This window comes from Agathobaculum sp. Marseille-P7918, assembly GCF_900625105.1.
GTDB lineage: Bacteria > Bacillota > Clostridia > Oscillospirales > Butyricicoccaceae > Agathobaculum.
In genome coordinates, this window is record NZ_UYYD01000003.1 from 21,438 (window position 1) to 39,618 (window position 18,181).

Annotated in this window: 12 protein-coding genes; 11 read left to right on the top strand and 1 reads right to left on the bottom strand. The window is 55.8% G+C overall.

The features are described from left to right. Positions 1-87 precede the first annotated feature (87 nt). From EJL02_RS06305 to EJL02_RS06315, 3 genes are all read left to right on the top strand, one after another. Positions 88-2,538: a GH39 family glycosyl hydrolase gene (locus EJL02_RS06305; protein ID WP_125115576.1), complete on the top strand. Its 2,451-nt coding sequence runs from the start codon at positions 88-90 to the stop codon at positions 2,536-2,538. A gap of 231 nt (positions 2,539-2,769) precedes the next feature. Further along, positions 2,770-4,167, top strand: coding sequence for an MFS transporter (locus EJL02_RS06310; protein ID WP_125115577.1), 1,398 nt, complete (start codon positions 2,770-2,772; stop codon positions 4,165-4,167). Between the two features lie 17 nt (positions 4,168-4,184). Then, on the top strand, positions 4,185-5,996 hold the full coding sequence (locus tag EJL02_RS06315; protein ID WP_125115578.1) for a PHB depolymerase family esterase: 1,812 nt from the start codon (positions 4,185-4,187) through the stop codon (positions 5,994-5,996). A 111-nt stretch (positions 5,997-6,107) separates the two neighbouring features. Here the strand turns inward: EJL02_RS06315 and EJL02_RS06320 are convergent, their stop codons facing one another. After that, positions 6,108-7,139: a LacI family DNA-binding transcriptional regulator gene (locus tag EJL02_RS06320; RefSeq protein ID WP_125115579.1), complete on the bottom strand. Its 1,032-nt coding sequence runs from the start codon at positions 7,137-7,139 to the stop codon at positions 6,108-6,110. Between the two features lie 446 nt (positions 7,140-7,585). On the opposite strand from EJL02_RS06320, the gene EJL02_RS06325 reads away from it, so the two are divergent. From EJL02_RS06325 to mgtA (EJL02_RS06355), 8 genes are all read left to right on the top strand, one after another. After that, entirely contained in the window at positions 7,586-8,461 is an 876-nt protein-coding gene (locus EJL02_RS06325) for a sugar phosphate isomerase/epimerase family protein (protein WP_125115580.1), read from the top strand. A gap of 104 nt (positions 8,462-8,565) precedes the next feature. Next, positions 8,566-9,588: a sugar ABC transporter substrate-binding protein gene (locus EJL02_RS06330; protein ID WP_243114417.1), complete on the top strand. Its 1,023-nt coding sequence runs from the start codon at positions 8,566-8,568 to the stop codon at positions 9,586-9,588. A 170-nt stretch (positions 9,589-9,758) separates the two neighbouring features. Then, entirely contained in the window at positions 9,759-10,643 is an 885-nt protein-coding gene (locus tag EJL02_RS06335; protein ID WP_125115581.1) for a LysR family transcriptional regulator, read from the top strand. A 207-nt stretch (positions 10,644-10,850) separates the two neighbouring features. Further along, complete coding sequence (locus EJL02_RS14140) at positions 10,851-11,012, top strand: hypothetical protein (RefSeq protein ID WP_164510318.1); 162 nt, start codon at positions 10,851-10,853, stop codon at positions 11,010-11,012. Between the two features lie 3 nt (positions 11,013-11,015). After that, positions 11,016-11,834 carry an SDR family oxidoreductase gene (locus EJL02_RS06340; RefSeq protein ID WP_125115582.1) on the top strand — a complete coding sequence of 273 codons (819 nt, stop codon included), beginning with the start codon at positions 11,016-11,018 and terminating at the stop codon, positions 11,832-11,834. Between the two features lie 170 nt (positions 11,835-12,004). Beyond that, on the top strand, positions 12,005-14,656 hold the full coding sequence (mgtA, locus tag EJL02_RS06345; protein WP_164510319.1) for a magnesium-translocating P-type ATPase: 2,652 nt from the start codon (positions 12,005-12,007) through the stop codon (positions 14,654-14,656). A 17-nt stretch (positions 14,657-14,673) separates the two neighbouring features. Then, positions 14,674-15,171, top strand: a complete 498-nt coding sequence (locus tag EJL02_RS06350; protein WP_125115584.1) for a winged helix-turn-helix domain-containing protein — start codon at positions 14,674-14,676, stop codon at positions 15,169-15,171. Positions 15,172-15,397: 226 nt separating this feature from the next. Next, positions 15,398-18,163: a magnesium-translocating P-type ATPase gene (gene mgtA, locus EJL02_RS06355; RefSeq protein WP_125115585.1), complete on the top strand. Its 2,766-nt coding sequence runs from the start codon at positions 15,398-15,400 to the stop codon at positions 18,161-18,163. Positions 18,164-18,181: the final 18 nt, after the last annotated feature.

Sequence of the window (18,181 nt, forward strand, 5' to 3'; positions counted from 1 at the left end):
GAAGAGGCAACCTCTACTATTTTGGATTGCTGCGGGCAAAAATGTCTGTTATGATAAAACAAACTGCTGAAAAAAGAGGGATCAGGCATGGACCGCGAAGCCGTTGTCACATTTCGGGTATATCATAACGAGGAAACGCCGATCAGCATGTCGCCCGGCCTGCTGTTGTTTTTCGGCCTGCACGGGAGCAGCACGCTGCATACCGTGCAAGGCCGCTTTGCGCTGCCCGAAAACGCGGTATATATTGCGTCCCCGCTGACGCTGTTCCGCGTCTGCTGCCGGGACGGCGCGGCGCTGCTGTCGATGATGATCGCGCCGGAGATCCTGCGCCGGGCGGGCTGGGAAGAAACCACGGCGGCGGATTGCTTTCTGCCGGCGGAAAAGGCGAGCGACGCCTCGCACAATGCCATCCGGCAGGGCATGGCGGCGCTGTTCCGCAGCCTGTTCCGCGAGGAAAACCGCTTATCGGAAACCGCTGCGCGGGCGGAAACACTGGTTTCCAACATCTGCCGGGACTTTGCCGCCGCCGATGTGCAGCATGCCTCGGCCAGCGCGGAACCCATGGCGCGGATCGAGCAGATCCTGCGCTTTGTGCAGACCCACTGGGCGGAGCCGATCACGCTGGCGCAGCTGGCGGCCGAGCAGTTTTTGTCCGAAAGCTATCTGTCCCGCCTGTTTCACAAGTGCCTGGATATGACGTTCACGGACTATCTCGTGTCCGTGCGGCTCGAGCATGCGGAGGCGGATCTGCGCAAATCCGGCCGTTCCATCACGCAGATCGCGTATCAGAACGGTTTCAAGAGCACGAATGCGTTTATCGAGTATTTTAAACGTCGGTACGGGGTCACACCGGGCAAATACCGTAAAACCGTGCAGGAAAAACAGCAGGCGGCTGGGCAGACGTCGCCGGGCGACCTGTCCGACTGGATGCAGGTGCTGCTGCAATACGATGAGGACGCCGCGGCGGGGGAACGGACCGAGCGGATCGCCAAAACGGTTTCGGTTTCGGCGGATGTCTCCGGCGAGGGACGGCCGATGCGGCATCCGTGGCGCCGCCTGATGAATATCGGCTATGCGCGCGACGGCTTGATCGGCACGGTGCAGGAGCAGATCAAGCGCGCCAAGCGCGAGATCGGGTTTACCGATCTGCGGTTCCACGGCATTTTTGATGATGACATGCATATCTATCAGCAGAACGAGGACGGTTCCCCTTGGTATAACTTCACCTATGCCGACCTGCTGTTTGATTTTATCCTCTCGGTCGGCCTGCATCCGTATGTGGAACTGGGGTTTGTGCCCTCCAAGATGGCGAAGGTACAGTACCGCCTGTTCGAGCGCTGCTCAATGGCCGGCACCTATGCGAGCCGGGAAAAATGGGAGGCGCTGGTGCAGGCGGCGGTTGCGCACTGGATCGAACGCTACGGGTTGGAGGAAGTGCTTCAGTGGCGGTTCACCATTCTGTCGTTCAATTACTCGCAGCTGCCCGAGATCCCGATGGACTACGCGGACTATGTGGAGATGTACTGCACGACCTGGCACATCCTCAAGGAGCTGGACCCGGGGCTGCGTTTGGGCGGTCCGGGCAGCTTCCCGAGCATTTCGCTGGCACAGGACGGCGGAGAGCGGCTGCTGCGGGATCTGACCGCCTGCGGCTGTCCGCCGGATTTCCTGTCCGTGCAGATGTATCCGCATGAGAACATTGAGCAGGACGCAGAATTCCTGCGTTTTACCGCCAATCAGCAGTCCGCACCCTCGGTTTTGAGCAAGGATGAGGACTTCGCCCGGCACTTTTTGCAGTCCTTCCGGCGCTTGGCGGCTGCATGCGGCTTGCAGGATCGGGAGATTGTGGTCGAGGAATGGAGCTCGACACTGTGGCAGCGCGATCTGTCGAGCGATACCTGCTACAAAGCGGCGTGGCTGACCAAGAACGCGCTGGAAAACAGCGACGGCGCGGATATGCTGGGCTATTGGCTGCTGACCGATTTTATCGACGAATGGCTGGTGCCGGGCGGTGTGTTCCACGGCGGCTACGGCCTGTTCACGGCAAACGGCATCCCCAAGGCGGGTTATCAGGCGCTGCGGCTGCTGACCCGCGTCGGCGAGCGGGAGATTGCCCGCGGAAAGGGTTGGCTCATCTCCAAAAGCCGCAACGAGATCCGGATTTTCCTGTATCATTACTGCCATTATGACGCGCTGTACCGCTACCGCTACCAAAAGCTGATCGACCCGAACGACGCCTACAAGGTGTTCCGGCAGGAGGGGGATCTGCATCTTTCGCTGACCTTAACCGGGCTGCACCCGGGCGGCTACCGGCAGGAGCGGCGGCGCATCAGCCGGAAGGCGGGCTCGGCCTACGACAAATGGCTGGAGATCGGCGCGCCCGCCAAGATCGGGCCGGACGACCTGCGCTATCTGAGCGAAACCTCGCAGCCGTCCTTTACGGTCTGTGAAAGCGACACGAACGGGCATTTGGTTCTGGAAGCGGAACTCGGCCCGCATGAGGTGGAGATGATCGTGCTGCAAAGACGGGATTGCTGAAATGCCGGATACAGAAAATATATAAATTTTGACCTTGCTTTCCCGGTTTGTTGCCATATGTGGACCGGCAAAAATTAGAAATTTGAAAAAATGCGCAAAATGCAGAAATGCGAAATACGGTATTTCTGTATTTTCGCATGCGAAAAACCGGTACACTAAAAGCAGAAAGAGGGAACCCATTCCTGCGCAGGTCCGTGGCCCCCAACAAAAAACGGAAAAGGGGAGAAACATATGGCAACAGCAAAGCAAGGCGTACACAATCCCGTGGACGAAGCCAATGTAAGAACCAGTATTTTCGAGAAAATCTCCTACGGCATGGGCGATGTGGCCTGTAACGTGGTATTTGCACTGACCAGCGGTCTGGTTACCTATTTTTACACCAATGTCATGAGCGTTTCGGCGGCTATGGTCGGTATGATCATGCTGTTTTCCCGCATTTTTGACGGCCTGTCCGATGTCATGATCGGTTTGATTATGGACAAGGTGCATTCCAAGCACGGCCGCGGCCGCGCGTGGGTGCTTTGGATGGCGATTCCGTACGGTGCGACGGCGGTGGCGCTGTTCTGCCTGCCGGCCAACGCGACAACGGCGGTGCAGGCGATCTACATCTTCATCACCTATAACCTGTGTACCACCGTGGTTTATACGGCACTCAACCTGCCGTACGGCGCGATGGCGCCGCTGATGACGCGAAACGAGCAGGATCTTGCCAAGATCAACCTGTTCCGCATGGCGATGAGCCCGATCGGCAACATGATCGTTTCGGCGGCAACCCTGCCGATCATCAACCGTATGGGCGGCGATCAGGCGGCGTGGATCAAGGTCACGCTCATCTATTCCGTGGTGGCCATTTTGCTGCTGCTCTGGTGCTTCTTCGGCACCAAGGAGCGCGTGCGCACGCAGGCCGCGCAGGAAGCGGAAAAACTGCCGGTCGGTGTTCGCTTCGGTGCGCTCATCCACAATAAGTATTTCCTCCTGATTCTGATTTCGGCGCTGTTCCTTGCGGTATACCAGACGGTCAACGGCACTTGCGCCACCTATTATGCACAGTATATTCTGGGCAACAACGAGTATTACAGCGTGCTTAACCTGGCGGAAAACATCCCGCAGGTCATTGTCATCATGTTCCTTGCGCCGTTCATCAAAAAGTTCGGCAAGCGCAATCTGGTGCTCTGGGGCGCGGTGCTCACGGCGGTGGCGCAGCTCCTGCTGCTGCTGGTTCCGGCCAACCCGACGTTCGCGGCCGTGATCGCGGCCATCCGCGGCATCGGCAAGGCGCCGCTGTTCGGCTGCATCTTCACGATGATGGCGGACGTGGTTAACTACGGCCACTGGAAAACCGGCGTGCGTGTGCAGGCGCTCATCTTCAGCGCGGCAACGGTCGGTCAGAAGTTCGGCGGCGGCATTGCCGGCGCGGTGATCGGCTGGTTGATGGACGCTTCGGGCTTCACCGGCCTGGAGCAGGAGATCCCGTCTGCGGTCGCGATGGTCGAAAACCTGTATATCTGGGGCACCGTGATCGCGTGGGCCGTGATCATTCTGCTGATGCTGGCATACAAGCTGGATAAGCAGTATGACGGCATGATCGCCGATATGGAGCACAAAGGCATGCTCAAGCAGGCAGAATAAAAGGGAAGGAATCGTACATGTATCAGAATTATCATTACCAAATCGATCTGCGGGACCCGTTCAAACCCCTGTATCAGGGCACGTTTGAGCAGACGGTGACGGTCGGCGGCAAAACGCGGCGGTATCTGGTGTATATTCCGGAGGGGGCGCGCCCCTCGACGGCCGGCGTGTTCATCCTGCCGGAAGACGGCAAAACGGTGGACGATCTGTGGCGCGACAGCTGGTGGCGCATGATCGCGGACACGGAAGAGACCAAGGAAAAGCTGATCGTGTTTTTCCTCGAGCCGGAGAATGGGAAATGGCAGATCGATGAGCCGTATGGCAAGCCGGACGGCGATGTGGCGTATATCGACGCGGTTTATCTGGCGGGCACGCAGCGCTTTCGGTTCTGCGTGCATGAATCCAAGTTTTATCTGACCGGATGCCGTGAAGGCGGTGTGCTGGCCAACATGGCGGCGATGTACAACCCCGCCGTGTGGGCTGGCGTGGTCAGCGTGGGCGGTTCGGCGGTGGCGGAAGCTTACCGCAAGGCGGCGGCAGACGATTTCTGCACCAATCTGGACGGCTTTGTGGACGAAACCCACCGTCTGGGCCTCAAAAAGGGCGAAATCCCCGTACCGGCGTGGATCATTGACGATCCTGCCGCGCCGCGCGGCACGGACAACGGTACGGCAGCGTACTGGCGCACGGCCTGCGGCATCACGGAGGCGGGGCATCAGACCGCGCCGGATGTGGTGGAATATATCCGCACGGAGCAGCCGCCCTACGCGCCCAATCAGGAAAAACAGGCCTTCCGCGTCTGCACGAGCACGATTCCGGATGCGTCCGCGGATTATGCCAATCCGCTGCTGCGCCGGATCTGGAAGGGGTTCCTGTACCGGCAGCGCCGCTGGATGAGCGGCCCGGGCGGCGACCTGCGCGTGACGCGAGATCCGGTGGTCGATCTCGGTATGGAATACCACTATGAAGAGATCGGCGGCTGGATGCGCGAATGGTATGTCTATGTGCCGGAACAGGTCAAGGCGCAGCCGGAAAAAGCGGTGCCGCTGGTGTTTGCCATGCATGGCTACACCTGCGCGGGCGAGATCTACGCGGGCAATTCCGAGTGGTACAAGGTCGCGGACCGCTATGGCTTTATCGTCGTGCATCCGTCGGCAACGCCGGGACAGATGCTGATGGCCAATCAGGCGTGCGACCCGGATAATGTGCCGCTTCCGGCGTGGAATTTCATGCACAATGCGCCGGATGGGCCGGATGAACTGCAATTTTTCCGCACAATCCTGGAAAAGACCTGCGCGGCGCATGCGATCGACCGTAGCCGCGTCTATGCGACCGGACATTCGCACGGTTCGGTGATGACGCAGGTGTTGGCCATGGCGATGACCGATGTGTTCGCCGCAGCGGCGCCGTGTTCGGGCATTCTGTTCCAGATGTCGGATATGAACATCCGCGCGCTGCCGGAAATCGTTGGCCGCAAGGATGCGCAGATCCCGATCTGGATGTTCGGCGGCGAGCAGGAGCCTTGGCTGCTGCCGGCAGTCCCGACGGCGGACAACGAGACCGGCGACAGCCTGCGGATCTGGCGCGGCATCAACCATATGACGCCCGAGATGCCGGACGATTTCTCGACCGGGTGGACGGTGCACGGCCGCTGGCATGATCTGACCTACCGCCGCGACGACGGCGCGCCGATGGTGAACTTCACTTGGGTGGATTACATGCCGCATGCGACCATGACCGAGATGTCCTTCCGCATCTGGGAGGAGTTCTTCTCCAAATTCTCGCGTGTGGACGGCGAAGTGCGGTATCAGCCGGACACAAACGGCTGACGGGGCAGGCCGGACGCAAAACAGCGCGCCTGCAATCGGACAAAAGAAAAGCACGGATTCAGCTGAATCCGTGCTTTTTTGCGCGAAAAACCGCTGCTGCGCGGCATCGGGTCAAAGGTGATCGATGTTGCAGCGGAACTTTACGGTGATATCGGTGATGTGGATGCGCTGATCGGGGAAATGTTTGTGCTCCAGATAATCATAGAGCAGCACGAGCGGCAGACGGCCTTGGGTTTTGCCGTCCTGCCCGATGATGAAATCGACAATGCCCTTGCGGACCATTTCGACATTATCCGGCGTCACGTCGTGCACGACCACATGGATAGGCCGGGAGAGTGCCTGCTGGCAAAGCGCCCGGTATACGCCGTTTCGTCCGGAAGAGGAAATGTATATTCCGCCCAGATTGGCGTCGGATTGGATGGCGCGCAGCGTGATCCGCTCGGCCAGCTGGTCGTCCAGAAACGAGAACTGCGGCTGCAAGACTTCGATCTGCGGAAAGCTTTGCCACATCTCTTCCTGAAAGCCGGTCAGACGCTGGGAGTCGGCGTAATGCCCGCTGCGCTGCCCGAGGATCGGCAGGATCGTGCCGTGCCCCTGCATGACCATGCCCATCAGGGCGGCGGCGGCCCGGCCGGAGGCGATATTGTCTGCGCCGACGTATGCAATGCGGTTGGCGTCCTCGATATCCGTATTGAACGTGACCACGGGAATGCCTTTCTGCTCGGATATCGCGTTGATCTTATCCCGGATTAGGGTGTTGGCCAGCGGCATCAGGGCAAGCCCGTCGATGTTTTCCGTGTTGACCAGTTCGTCGATCAGGGCGAGCTGATGATAGACGTCGATATCATCCATGGCGCGGACAAGCACCGTCACATTGGGACGGTTTTCCGCTTTGGAAAAGTTGTTGAAGGATTGACAAAGGATCTGCACGAAGGCGGAGCGTGCGGAATGCAGCACCACGCCCAGCTTCCATTGTCTGGTGGGGGCAATGGCGTGGCGGATCGGCAGATAGCCCATTTCGCGGGCGGTGTCCCGGATGCGCTGCGCCACTTCTTCCCGGACGCCCTCTTTTTGGTGCAGGGCACGGTCCACAGTACCGCGGGAAACGCCGCATTTATCCGCAATTTGCTGCATGGTCACCATGGTGCATCCCCTCCGGCATGTTGTTTTTCTTTATTATATCATACAAAAATTGCTTTGGGTAGATGGAACAAATGCACGATGGTTTGCGTGCAGATTTTTGGGGAAAACAATTGTATTGCAATAAAATGTATTATATATCTATTTTTCTGAAATAAAAATTGTGCAATATAACGATATATTGCACGAAAAAATGATAGTGACGGCGAGATATTGTTTTGCATAAACGAGCGTGATATGCTGTGTTTATCAAGTCAAACGTACGTTGCCGCAACCGGAAAAGATCGGGCGGAAAAACCGGAAAAGAGACGTTTTCCAACTTCCGCAAAGCGTGTTTCGTTCAAAAATGCGCGCAGATCATTCGGGTGCATCAAAGGATGTTCCGCAGGGAACATGACTTTTTGTATTGCCGTGAGGAGAAAACCAGTTTTGGAAAGGGCGTTGGTATTATGAAAATTGGATTTAACGAGGCGAATGACCGTTTCTGCAAGGATCATTCGGTGATGAAGGATCTGGAGTATTGTGAAAAGTACGGCTTCGACTTTATCGATATCCAGTCCGAGTGCCTCAACCGCGATTTGGAGGCGGGCAAGATCACGCTGGAGGAGATGGGCGAATGGTTCCGCAACCATCACCTCAAGATGCTGTCCTATAACGCGCTGTGCTTCTTCAATATGAAGCAGACGCAGGAAGAAAAGGACGCCGTGATGGCCGAGCTGGATGAGATCATCCGCCGCTGCGACATCCTCGGCTGCAAGATGATCGTGGTGGTGCCCAGCAAGGACATGAAGGAACGCGGTCTGACCCCGACCCGCAAGGAAATCCGCGAGGACGCGGTTGCGGTGCTGAAGGAAATGGTGAAAAAGTGCGAGCCGCACGGCATCAAGCTCAGCCTCGAGTTCTGCGGCGAGCCGGCTATGACCATCAACCGCTTTGAGGATGCATACGCCATTGTTGAGGCGGTCGGCAGCCCGATGGTTGGCGTGACGCTCGACCAGTACCATTTCTACGCCATGGGCTCGGGCTGGGATGCGCTGGAGAAAGCGGACGGCAAGAAGATTTTTGTCTGGCATCTCAACGGCACCGAGGACCTGCCCTGCGGCTGCTATTACAACAACGACGAAAAGCGCATGTGGCCGGACGCAGAGGGCGACTGCCTGCCGCATCAGCGTTATGCCGATACCCTCAAGCAGATCGGCTTTGACGGCGACTGCTGCACGATCGAGATCTTCCGCCCGGCATACTACGAGATGTCGCAGGAAGAGAACGTCAAAAAGTCGGCCGAGGTGACCAAAGCGCATGTCGCCAAGTATGCGCAGTTTTGAGTGATGCCGCCCGCAAAAACCTCTCTCGGCGGAACGCATCCCGGTGAAACTGTGCAAGGATACCCCCTGTTCGTGCGGAACGGTATGATGAAAGGAGAATTATTGTGAGCTATTTGAGAAAAATTGGTGCATTGTTCCTGTCGTCCACGCTGCTTGTCGGTATGCTGGCGGGCTGCGGCGGCGATTCCACGACTGCGGAAACTTCCGACAACGGTGAACAGGCTTCCGATGCCTATACGATTTCCATCGTATTTAAGACGACGTCCAACGAGTATACGCAGTATATGATGGCAGGCGCCAAAGAAGCGGCTGCGAAATACAACGTCACCGTGGATATGAAAGGCGCATCTTCGGAAACCTCCTATGACGAGCAGCAGAACATGATCGAAACCGATCTGAGCTCGGGCAAATATGACGCCATGATCATCGCGCCGCTGCAGGGCGATATGGTATCCACGATGGTAAGCGGTACCAGTATGCCGATCTTTGCGATCGACACCGATTTCAATGCAAAGGAGAAAATCTCCTTCATCGGTATCGGACAGGCGGATGCGGCGGCAAGCGGCGGCAAGGCGGCCGTAGAAGCTGCGAAGGCAGCCGGCTGGACCGAAATCAAGGCGGCTTACATCGCCGGCGTACAGGGCGACTCGACGGCGGAAGCCCGCAAGACCGGTTTCCAGGAAGGTATTGAAGCGGCCGGCGGCACATTCCTGGTCGATGAGATCCAGTATGCGGACGCCGTAGCGGACAAGGCGGCAAACTGCATGGAAGCGATCATCCAGAACCATCCGGAAGGCATTGCCGTGATTTGCTGCCACAATGATGACTGCGCCATCGCGGCGGCACGCACCGCGGCCGGCTATCCGGCTTATGCCAACACGATTTTTGTCGGCTTTGACGGCAACATCACCGCGGCAGAGTCCATTCTGGACGGCGGCGAGACCATCACGGTCGCGCAGAGCGGCTACGATCAGGGCTATCGCGCCGTAGAAACGGCAGTCAACTACCTCAATGGCGAGAAAGTGGAGAGCTTCGTGGACTGCGGCACGCAGATCATCGATAAGGATTCCGCGCAGGCCTATCTGGACGAGCTGAAAAAGCAGATGGACGGCGAAATGGATTTCTGACTGAAGTCAAATGCATGGAAAATCCCCTCGGGCATTGCCTGAGGGGATTTTTTGCCGTGGCGGATGCAACCTGCGTGCGGTGTGTCAGGATGGGCAAAACAGAAGTGTTGGGAAAGCCTGCATTTCTATGCTATAATGATAAAAACTCTTGTTGCAGGGGAGGTGGCGTTTTGCTGCGGCAGATCAAGTATTTTCAAGCCGTTGTACGCAACAACAGCTTTTCAGAGGCAGCGGAAGAATGCCACATATCGCAGTCGGCCATATCTCAGCAGATCAAGGCATTGGAAACAGAACTGGGATTTTCCCTGTTGGAGCGGAAAAACCGAAAGTTTGTTTTGACCCCTGCCGGGGAACATTTCTACAAGAAAAGTTTGATTCTGGTTGCGGACTGCGAGCAAATGTGCAGAGAGGCCGCCAAGATTGCCAGCGGTGATGCGGCGGTCTTAAAGATCGGCTACCTGCGCAGCTACAACAGTCCGGAATTCCGCCAGGCGCTGGAGGAATTTTCTGCGAAATATCCCGCCATCTCCGTCCAGCTTTTGTACGGCAACCACGAAGAATTATTCACTTTGCTGCGTACCGGCGGTGCGGATCTGGTGCTGAACGATCAGCGCAGAGCCTTTTCTGATGAGTATATCAACCTGATTCTGCAAACCAGCAGGATGTATATTGAGCTGCCTGCCCGAAATCCTGTGGCCGCCCTTCCTTCGGTCACGGTTCAGGAGCTGAAAAACATTCCCTGCATTCTGGTGGCCTCCAAAGAACAGCAGGCTGCCGAGCAGGAGTTTTACCGCACGATCATCGGCATACAGGGGGAAATCCTCTATGCAGAAAATCTGGAGGAGGCCCGCCTGATGGTCATCAGCGGACAGGGCTTTTTGCCGGTGGAGGGCAGCAGTCAGGCCGTGACCTTTGGCGCTTCCATTCGTCGTGTTCCGCTTTGCCGCGGAGCGGAACAGATCACCCGCAACTATTGCCTGTTTTGGAAAAAGGATAATTCCGGCTATTATGTGGAGGAATTTTCCGATATTCTGCGAAGTAAATTTGAACCGTGAACGGACGATGCCGGATGACTGCTCTCACTCTGCGAGGGCAGTTTTTTCGTATAAGATAGACTTATCAAACAGGGCCGAAACTCGAATTGATGGAGCGCCTGGGGACTTTTATAATCATAGTAGACCGTTGAAAGGGGACCGGCGCTTGGGATAAAGGAGAGGCCTGTCAACACCCGGCGCATGAGATGGGAAAAAGGAGATCATGAAATGGCAAAAGGCAGCGGCCTGAGCGGGACCGAGCGCAAGATTGCGGCGGCCTGCAAAGGAGCGGATGTCCGAAAAGGTCTGGCGATCCCCGGTTCCCGCGCAGACCAAAGCGGTGAAGCGGTTTCGCAATGGCTTAAAGGCAATGGAAAGGATGAAATATAATCAATGGATCAAAAGGTAATGATTTTGACCGGCGCCGGCCAGATCGGTATGGCTATTGCCCGCCGGATGGGGTATGGGATGAAAATCATCGTTGGCGATAAAAAACAGGAGAATGCGCAGACCGTCGCCAAAACCATGAACGATGCTGGGTTTGATGTGGTGCCGGTGGAGATGGACCTCTCCGATCGGGCATCCATCCGGCGCATGATTGCCGAGGCGCAGAAATACGGTGCTATTACCATGTTGGTCAATGCCGCCGGCGTTTCACCCAGTCAAGCACCCATCGAAGCCATCCTGAAGGTGGATCTGTACGGCACGGCAGTGTTGCTGGAGGAGATGGGCAGGGTGATCGCTCCCGGCGGCGTGGGCGTGACCATCTCGAGCCAGTCCGGTCACCGAATGAAGCAGCTCACACCGGAGGAGGATGAACAGCTGGCCTGCACACCTGCCGAGGAACTGCTAGCCCTGCCGCTGCTCCAGCCGGAGAATATCCGGGATACCCTGCACGCTTATCAGCTTGCCAAGCGGTGCAACGAGAAGCGTGTGATGGCAGAGTCTGTCAAGTGGGGCGCGAAGGGGGCACGGATCAACTCCATTTCGCCCGGTATCATCGTTACGCCGCTAGCCATCGACGAGTTTAACGGTCCCCGGGGGGAGTTCTACAAGAACATGTTTGCAAAATGTCCCGCCGGGCGGCCCGGCACAGCGGACGAAGTGGCCAATGCAGCGGAGCTGCTGATGAGCCATAAAGGGGACTTTATCACCGGCGCGGACTTTCTCATCGACGGCGGCGCGACGGCATCCTATTTCTATGGGCCGTGAAACCTTAAAATGTACAAAGTCATTCGGGCTTACGGTCAAGAAGAGCGGCGCATCGTGTAACGCCGCTCTTTTTCATTATCAAATGAAACAAGAAAAAAACAAGATTTCTATGTGCGCGGATCGGTACGTTCTATGATATGATAGGAGCAGCCACAAGGGAGGTGAGAGAAATGAAACGCGATCATACCATTCATCGGCGTATACTGGATTACACCTATGCAGATACGGATACGCTGTGCCGGGATTTTTGTATTTCAGCGCAGGGGTATACGCAAGCGCAGATTGAGGAAAGCCGTGCCCGGTACGGAAAAAACAGGGTGTCTGGCCGCGCAGCTGATACTGTTTTCTATCGCCTGAGAAGGGCGTTTATCAATCCGTTTACTGTGATATTATTCATATTGGCAATGCTCTCTTTTCTGACGGATGTGGTCTTTGTGCCTGCTTTCAGCCGCAAGATGACAACGTCGGTCACGATTCTGTGCATGCTGCTGATCAGCGGTGTGGTGCGCTTCGTTCAGGAACTGCGGGCCAAACGCGTCGCAGATGACCTCACGGAAATGGTTTCTTCTGCGGTATTGGTGCGCAGAAACGGAACATGGATGAGGGTTCCCTCAGAAGAACTTGTGGTAGGCGATCAGGTGCGTCTGGCGGCCGGGGACCGTGTCCCGGCGGATATCCGGTTGACGGCGGCAAGGGATCTGTTTATCTCTCAATCCGTCCTGACAGGGGAAAGCGCCATTGTGGAAAAGAATGCCGGCACGCTTTCTGCTGGGCAGGCACGGTCTTATTCAGAATATAGCAATCTGGCTTTTATGGGCTCGTCGGTCACCGGCGGCACCGGGGAGGGAATTGTGCTTGCCGTTGGCAAGGACACGGTTTATGGCGGATTTGCCACGCCGGAATCCCGCCTCAAAAATGGGTTTGACCAGGGAGCCAACTCCATCGCATGGGTGCTCATCCGTTTCATGGCTGTTTTGATCCCGGTGGTCTTTCTTGCCTGCGGCCTGACAAAAGGGGACTGGATTTCCGCGTTTTTGTTTGCGCTTTCCGTGGCGGTCGGGCTGACGCCGGAAATGCTCCCCATGGTGATCAATGCCTGCCTGGCCAAGGGAGGCGCAGCCATGGGGCAAAAGCAGACCATCGTCAAAAATATCAATGCCATGCAGGGGTTTGGCAGCATGGATATCCTGTGTGTGGATAAAACGGGTACGCTGACCGGCGACAAGATTTCGCTGGAATATTACATGGACATTTTGGGCAACGAGAGCCAAAAGGTCCTGGATCTGGCCTATTTGAACAGCCTCTATCATACCAGCGTTCAAAATCATCTGGACGATGCCATTTTGAAATACCGGGAGATGCCGGGACACAGTATGCACTATCGCGTGCTGGAAAAGCAGCACCCAAAGTTGGACGAACTCCCCTTTGACCATGAGCGACGGGTGGCCAGCGTTCTGGTACGGTACGATGAGAAAAATCTGCTCATCATCAAGGGCAGCCTCGCGGAAGTATACCAAAGGTGCAGCTATGTTGAATACAAAGGGAAGCGCCGCAGCATCGGCAAGGAGGACCGTGCCAGCATCCACGCCGTGGTGGACGAGATGCTGGAAGACGGAATGAAGGTTTTGGCTGTGGCGTATAAACCGACGGAACAGGGATGCGTTTCCCCGAAAGACGAGCAGGGATTCATCCTTTTGGGATATCTGGCGTTCTTTGACGCACCCAAGCAAAGTGCCGCCGCTGCGATCGCGCAGCTGCGTCGGCTGCATGTTGGGGTGCGGGTGCTGACAGGCGATAACCGGGATGTGGCGGTTTCCATCTGCCGACGGTTGGGAATCGATACCGCACAGTCGCTGACAGGCAGAGAGCTGGAGGAATTGACTGATGATGAACTCCCGTTGCGGATAGAGCATACAACGCTGTTTTCAGAACTATCGCCCCGGCAGAAGGTCCAGATTGTGCAGATGCTTCAGGCAAACGGACATACGGTAGGCTTTTTGGGGGATGGCATGAACGATTTGCCCGCCATTGTGGAGTCGGATGTGGGCATATCCGTGGACACGGCGGCGGAAGCCGTCAAGGAAGGCGCGGATGTCGTTTTGCTGAAAAAAGATCTGAATGTGTTGGAAGAGGGGATCAAGGAGGGCAGAAAAGCCTTTGCCAATGTGTCCAAGTATATCAAAATCACGGCGTCCTCCAACTTCGGTAATATCTTCTCCATCGTGATTGCAAGCGTGTTTTTGCCCTTTTTTCCCATGACTTCCTTACAGATTTTATTGCTGAATCTTTTGTATGATCTTTTGTGCCTTGCCCTTCCGTGGGATCATGTGGATGAGACGGCCTGCGCCAGGCCGTTGGAGTGGTCCGGCAGGACATTGGGCCGTTTTATGCGCTTTTTTGGACCGATCAGCTCGGTTTTCGACATTCTTACCTTTGCTTATCTCTTCTTTGTCCTGTGCCCTGCCATTTGCGGAGGCGGTTTTGCTTCGCTGACAAGCGCAGGGCAGGCCCGCTTTATTGTATTGTTTCAAACCGGGTGGTTTTTGGAGTCTATGTGGACACAAATCCTGATTCTGCATCTTCTGCGCACCCAAAACCTGCCGCTGCTGCAAAGCAGACCGTCACGCCCGGTCATGTTGGTGACCCTGCTGGGCACATTGCTCTTCACCATCCTGACCTTCACCTCGTTTGGCGGGCTGATCGGACTGACGGCGCTGCCTTTGGCCTATTTCATCTATCTGGCGATCGTTGTTTTGCTGTATCTGCTTTGGGTCACTCTGGCTAAGCAGTGGTATGTCCGGCGGTATCATGAACTGCTTTGAGAAAGGAGGAATCTGCGATGAAAAAACATGTGGGTTTTATCTCCCTGGATTCCTCTTTGACCAGGTGGCTTGCGGATCAGCTCCGGACCGCTGCCCCGTATACCCCGGCTGCACAGGAATTGCGGGAAGCGCTGGGAGATCTGATGGACGGCACGGTCGGTTCCTTGATGTTGGAACTGGGTGCGGAGCAGCCTTTGGCTGCGGCAGACGATACCATTTGCTGCGGCGCGCTTTCCATCGATCTGAGGCTGCGCAGAGTGAGCCGGGACGGAACGGAAATTGCATTGACGCCCAAAGAGTTCGATATCTTATATTTCCTGGCGCGCAACCGGGGAGAGGTGTTTACCAAAGAGCAGATTTATCAGGCGGTCTGGGAGAGCGATTACCTGCTTGACGACAGCAATATCATGGCGTTTATCCGAAAACTGCGCAAGAAAATAGAACCAAATCCGGATGCGCCGAAATACATACTGACGATCTGGGGAATCGGATATAAATTCAACGACAGATTGTAATTTGCAATTCTTACGAAATCGCAAGAAAATCGCAAGGTTTTGACCATGTGATCTTTCTTGCGATTTTTTTATACTGACGAAAGGCCGGAAAAAACAGACAAACCGGGAGGTGAACGGCATGGATTCTGACGGCTGTCCCAAAAGGTCGGTGCAGTCTGCGGACAGCGGGAGAACCATGTCCGCATGGACTGTAACGCCTTGATTTTATGCAAGGAGGTAAACGCCCATGAACAAGAAAGAAAATCGCATGTCGGTTCGTCAGGCTGCGAACAAAACCGTGATGCGCGACGAGCAGAACCGCCGCCTCGAATATGCAGCGACCATTCCAGTCAAGGACGCTTTGAAAAGTCTGCATGCCACGCTGTGCGGCCTTGACACAGAATCGGTTTGTGCCAGCCGGGCCAAATACGGCAGCAATCGGGTGACCCATGAGAAAAAGAAGTGCCTGGCAAGACGGCTGGCGGATGCATTTATCAATCCCTTTACGTCTATTTTATTCTTTTTGGCGTTGGTATCCACCATGACCGATATGGTATTTCCGTACTTTTCCCTGTTCGGCAGTCTGCCGGAGGATTTTGACTGTCTGACCGTACTGATCATTGTGACGATGGTCATGATTTCCGGCACCCTTCGGTTCGTACAGGAATCCAGAAGCGGAAATGCCGCGGAAAAGCTGTTGTCCATGATCACGACCACTTGTTCGGTGACCCGCAAAAATCAGGAAAAAACCGAAATTCCGATGGATGAACTGGTGGTGGGGGATCTGGTGCATCTGTCCGCCGGGGATATGCTGCCCGCCGATGTGCGCATTCTGGAAGCAAAGGATTTTTTCGTCAGTCAGGCCGGTCTAACCGGAGAGAGCGCACCTGTGGAGAAAACCCCTCATGTGAACGAGCCGAAGGACAGCATAACCGAGTATACCAACATCGCTTTTATGGGCAGCAACGTGGTTTCCGGCAGTGCGACTGCGGTTGCAGTGTGCGTAGGAGATCACACCCTCTTTGGCTCCATGGCCTCTGCCGTTGCGGGGGAGGCCGCGGAAACCAGCTTTACCAAAGGGGTAAACGCAGTTTCCCGGGTTCTGATCCGCTTTATGCTGGTGATGGTGCCGCTGGTATTTTTCATCAACGGTATCACAAAAGGCGACTGGCTGAATGCGTTCCTGTTCGGCATCTCCATTGCAGTGGGTCTGACCCCCGAAATGCTGCCCATGATCGTGACCACCTGCCTTGCCAAAGGCGCGGTTTCCATGAGCAAAAAGCAGACCATTGTCAAGAACCTGAATTCCATCCAGAACTTTGGGGCGATGGATATCCTCTGCACAGACAAAACCGGCACCTTGACCCAGGATCAGGTAGTGCTGGAATATCACCTGAATGTCAACGGGGAGGATGATACCCGGGTCCTGCGCCACGCCTATCTCAACAGCTACTTTCAGACCGGGTATAAAAACCTGATGGATATGGCAATCATCCGCAAGACCGAGGAGGCCGAGGCAGAAGATCCCCGGCTGGTCGATTTGTCGGAGCATTACATCAAGGTGGACGAGATTCCCTTCGACTTTACCCGCCGGCGTCTGACCACGGTTGTGCAGGATAAAACGGGAAAAACGCAGATGGTGACCAAAGGCGCCGTGGAGGAAATGCTTTCCGTCTGTGCATTCGCAGAGTGTGACGGCGATGTGCAGCCGCTGACAGAGGATGTGCGCCGGCGTATTCTGCAGACGGTGGATGCGCTCAATGATAAAGGGTTCCGTGTGCTTGTCGTTGCACAAAAAAGCAATCCTTCCCCAGTCGGCACCTTTGGCGCGCAGGATGAATGCGAAATGGTGCTCATCGGCTATCTGGCCTTTCTGGACCCGCCCAAGGAATCCACCGCCGATGCGATCAAGGCGCTGAAGGATCATGGCGTGATCACCAAAATTCTGACCGGTGACAACGACAAGGTGACCCGTACCATCTGCAAACAGGTGGGGCTGAAGGTGCGGAATATGCTGCTCGGGTCTGACCTCGAACACATGAGCGATGTCGAATTGGCCAAAGCTGCGGAATCTACCGATGTTTTTGCCAAGCTGACCCCGGATCAGAAGGCCCGCGTGGTTTCTGTCCTGCGAGAGAACGGGCATACCGTCGGGTTCATGGGGGATGGCATCAATGACGCCGCTGCCATGAAGGCGGCCGATATCGGTATTTCTGTGGACACGGCGGTGGATGTCGCCAAGGAATCGGCGGACATTATCCTGCTCGAAAAAGACCTGATGGTTTTGGAGCAAGGCATCATTGAAGGCCGTAAAACCTATGCCAACATGATCAAATACATCAAAATGACCGCTTCGTCCAACTTCGGCAATATGTTCTCGGTGTTGGCCGCGGCGGCGCTGCTGCCCTTCCTGCCTATGATGAGCGTTCAGCTGATCTTTCTCAACCTGATTTACGACCTCTCCTGCACCGCGATTCCTTGGGACAATGTGGATGAGGAGTTTATCGCCAAGCCCCGTCAATGGGATGCTTCCAGTGTAGGCAATTTTATGGTATGGATCGGACCTACCAGCTCGATTTTCGATTTCACCACCTATCTGTTCATGTATTTCGTGTTTTGTCCGTTGGTGGTGTCCCATGGCGTGCTGTTCAATGATTTGCCCTCCCATTTCCATGGTATGGCATTGGCGGCCGTGCAGGCAAAGTATATCGGGCTGTTCCAGGCGGGCTGGTTTGTGGAGTCCATGTGGAGCCAGACCCTTGTCATTCACATGATCCGTACCCCGAAGCTGCCCTTTGTTCAAAGCCGCACCTCGGCCCCTCTTACCCTGCTTACCTTGACCGGGATCGTGGTCTTGACAATCATCCCTTTTACGCCTGTGGGGACGGCACTGGGCTTTGTTGCCCTGCCTGCTGCCTACTTTGCCTATTTGGTTCCCTGCATCCTGCTTTATATGGCATTGGCCACCAGCTTGAAAAAGGCCTATGTGCGACATTATGGCGAACTGCTTTAAGAAATGGAGGTGCTTTCT

What these genes read in the sequence shown, in the direction of transcription:
- EJL02_RS14140 (WP_164510318.1), top strand. Translation starts at nt 10,851, where the DNA reads ATGGCAAAAGGCAGCGGCCTGAGCGGGACCGAGCGCAAGATTGCGGCG.
- EJL02_RS06340 (WP_125115582.1), top strand. Translation starts at nt 11,016, where the DNA reads ATGGATCAAAAGGTAATGATTTTGACCGGCGCCGGCCAGATCGGTATG.
- mgtA (WP_125115585.1), top strand. Translation starts at nt 15,398, where the DNA reads ATGAACAAGAAAGAAAATCGCATGTCGGTTCGTCAGGCTGCGAACAAA.
- EJL02_RS06315 (WP_125115578.1), top strand. Translation starts at nt 4,185, where the DNA reads ATGTATCAGAATTATCATTACCAAATCGATCTGCGGGACCCGTTCAAA.
- EJL02_RS06310 (WP_125115577.1), top strand. Translation starts at nt 2,770, where the DNA reads ATGGCAACAGCAAAGCAAGGCGTACACAATCCCGTGGACGAAGCCAAT.
- EJL02_RS06350 (WP_125115584.1), top strand. Translation starts at nt 14,674, where the DNA reads ATGAAAAAACATGTGGGTTTTATCTCCCTGGATTCCTCTTTGACCAGG.
- EJL02_RS06305 (WP_125115576.1), top strand. Translation starts at nt 88, where the DNA reads ATGGACCGCGAAGCCGTTGTCACATTTCGGGTATATCATAACGAGGAA.
- EJL02_RS06325 (WP_125115580.1), top strand. Translation starts at nt 7,586, where the DNA reads ATGAAAATTGGATTTAACGAGGCGAATGACCGTTTCTGCAAGGATCAT.
- EJL02_RS06320 (WP_125115579.1), bottom strand. Translation starts at nt 7,139, where the DNA reads ATGGTGACCATGCAGCAAATTGCGGATAAATGCGGCGTTTCCCGCGGT.
- mgtA (WP_164510319.1), top strand. Translation starts at nt 12,005, where the DNA reads ATGAAACGCGATCATACCATTCATCGGCGTATACTGGATTACACCTAT.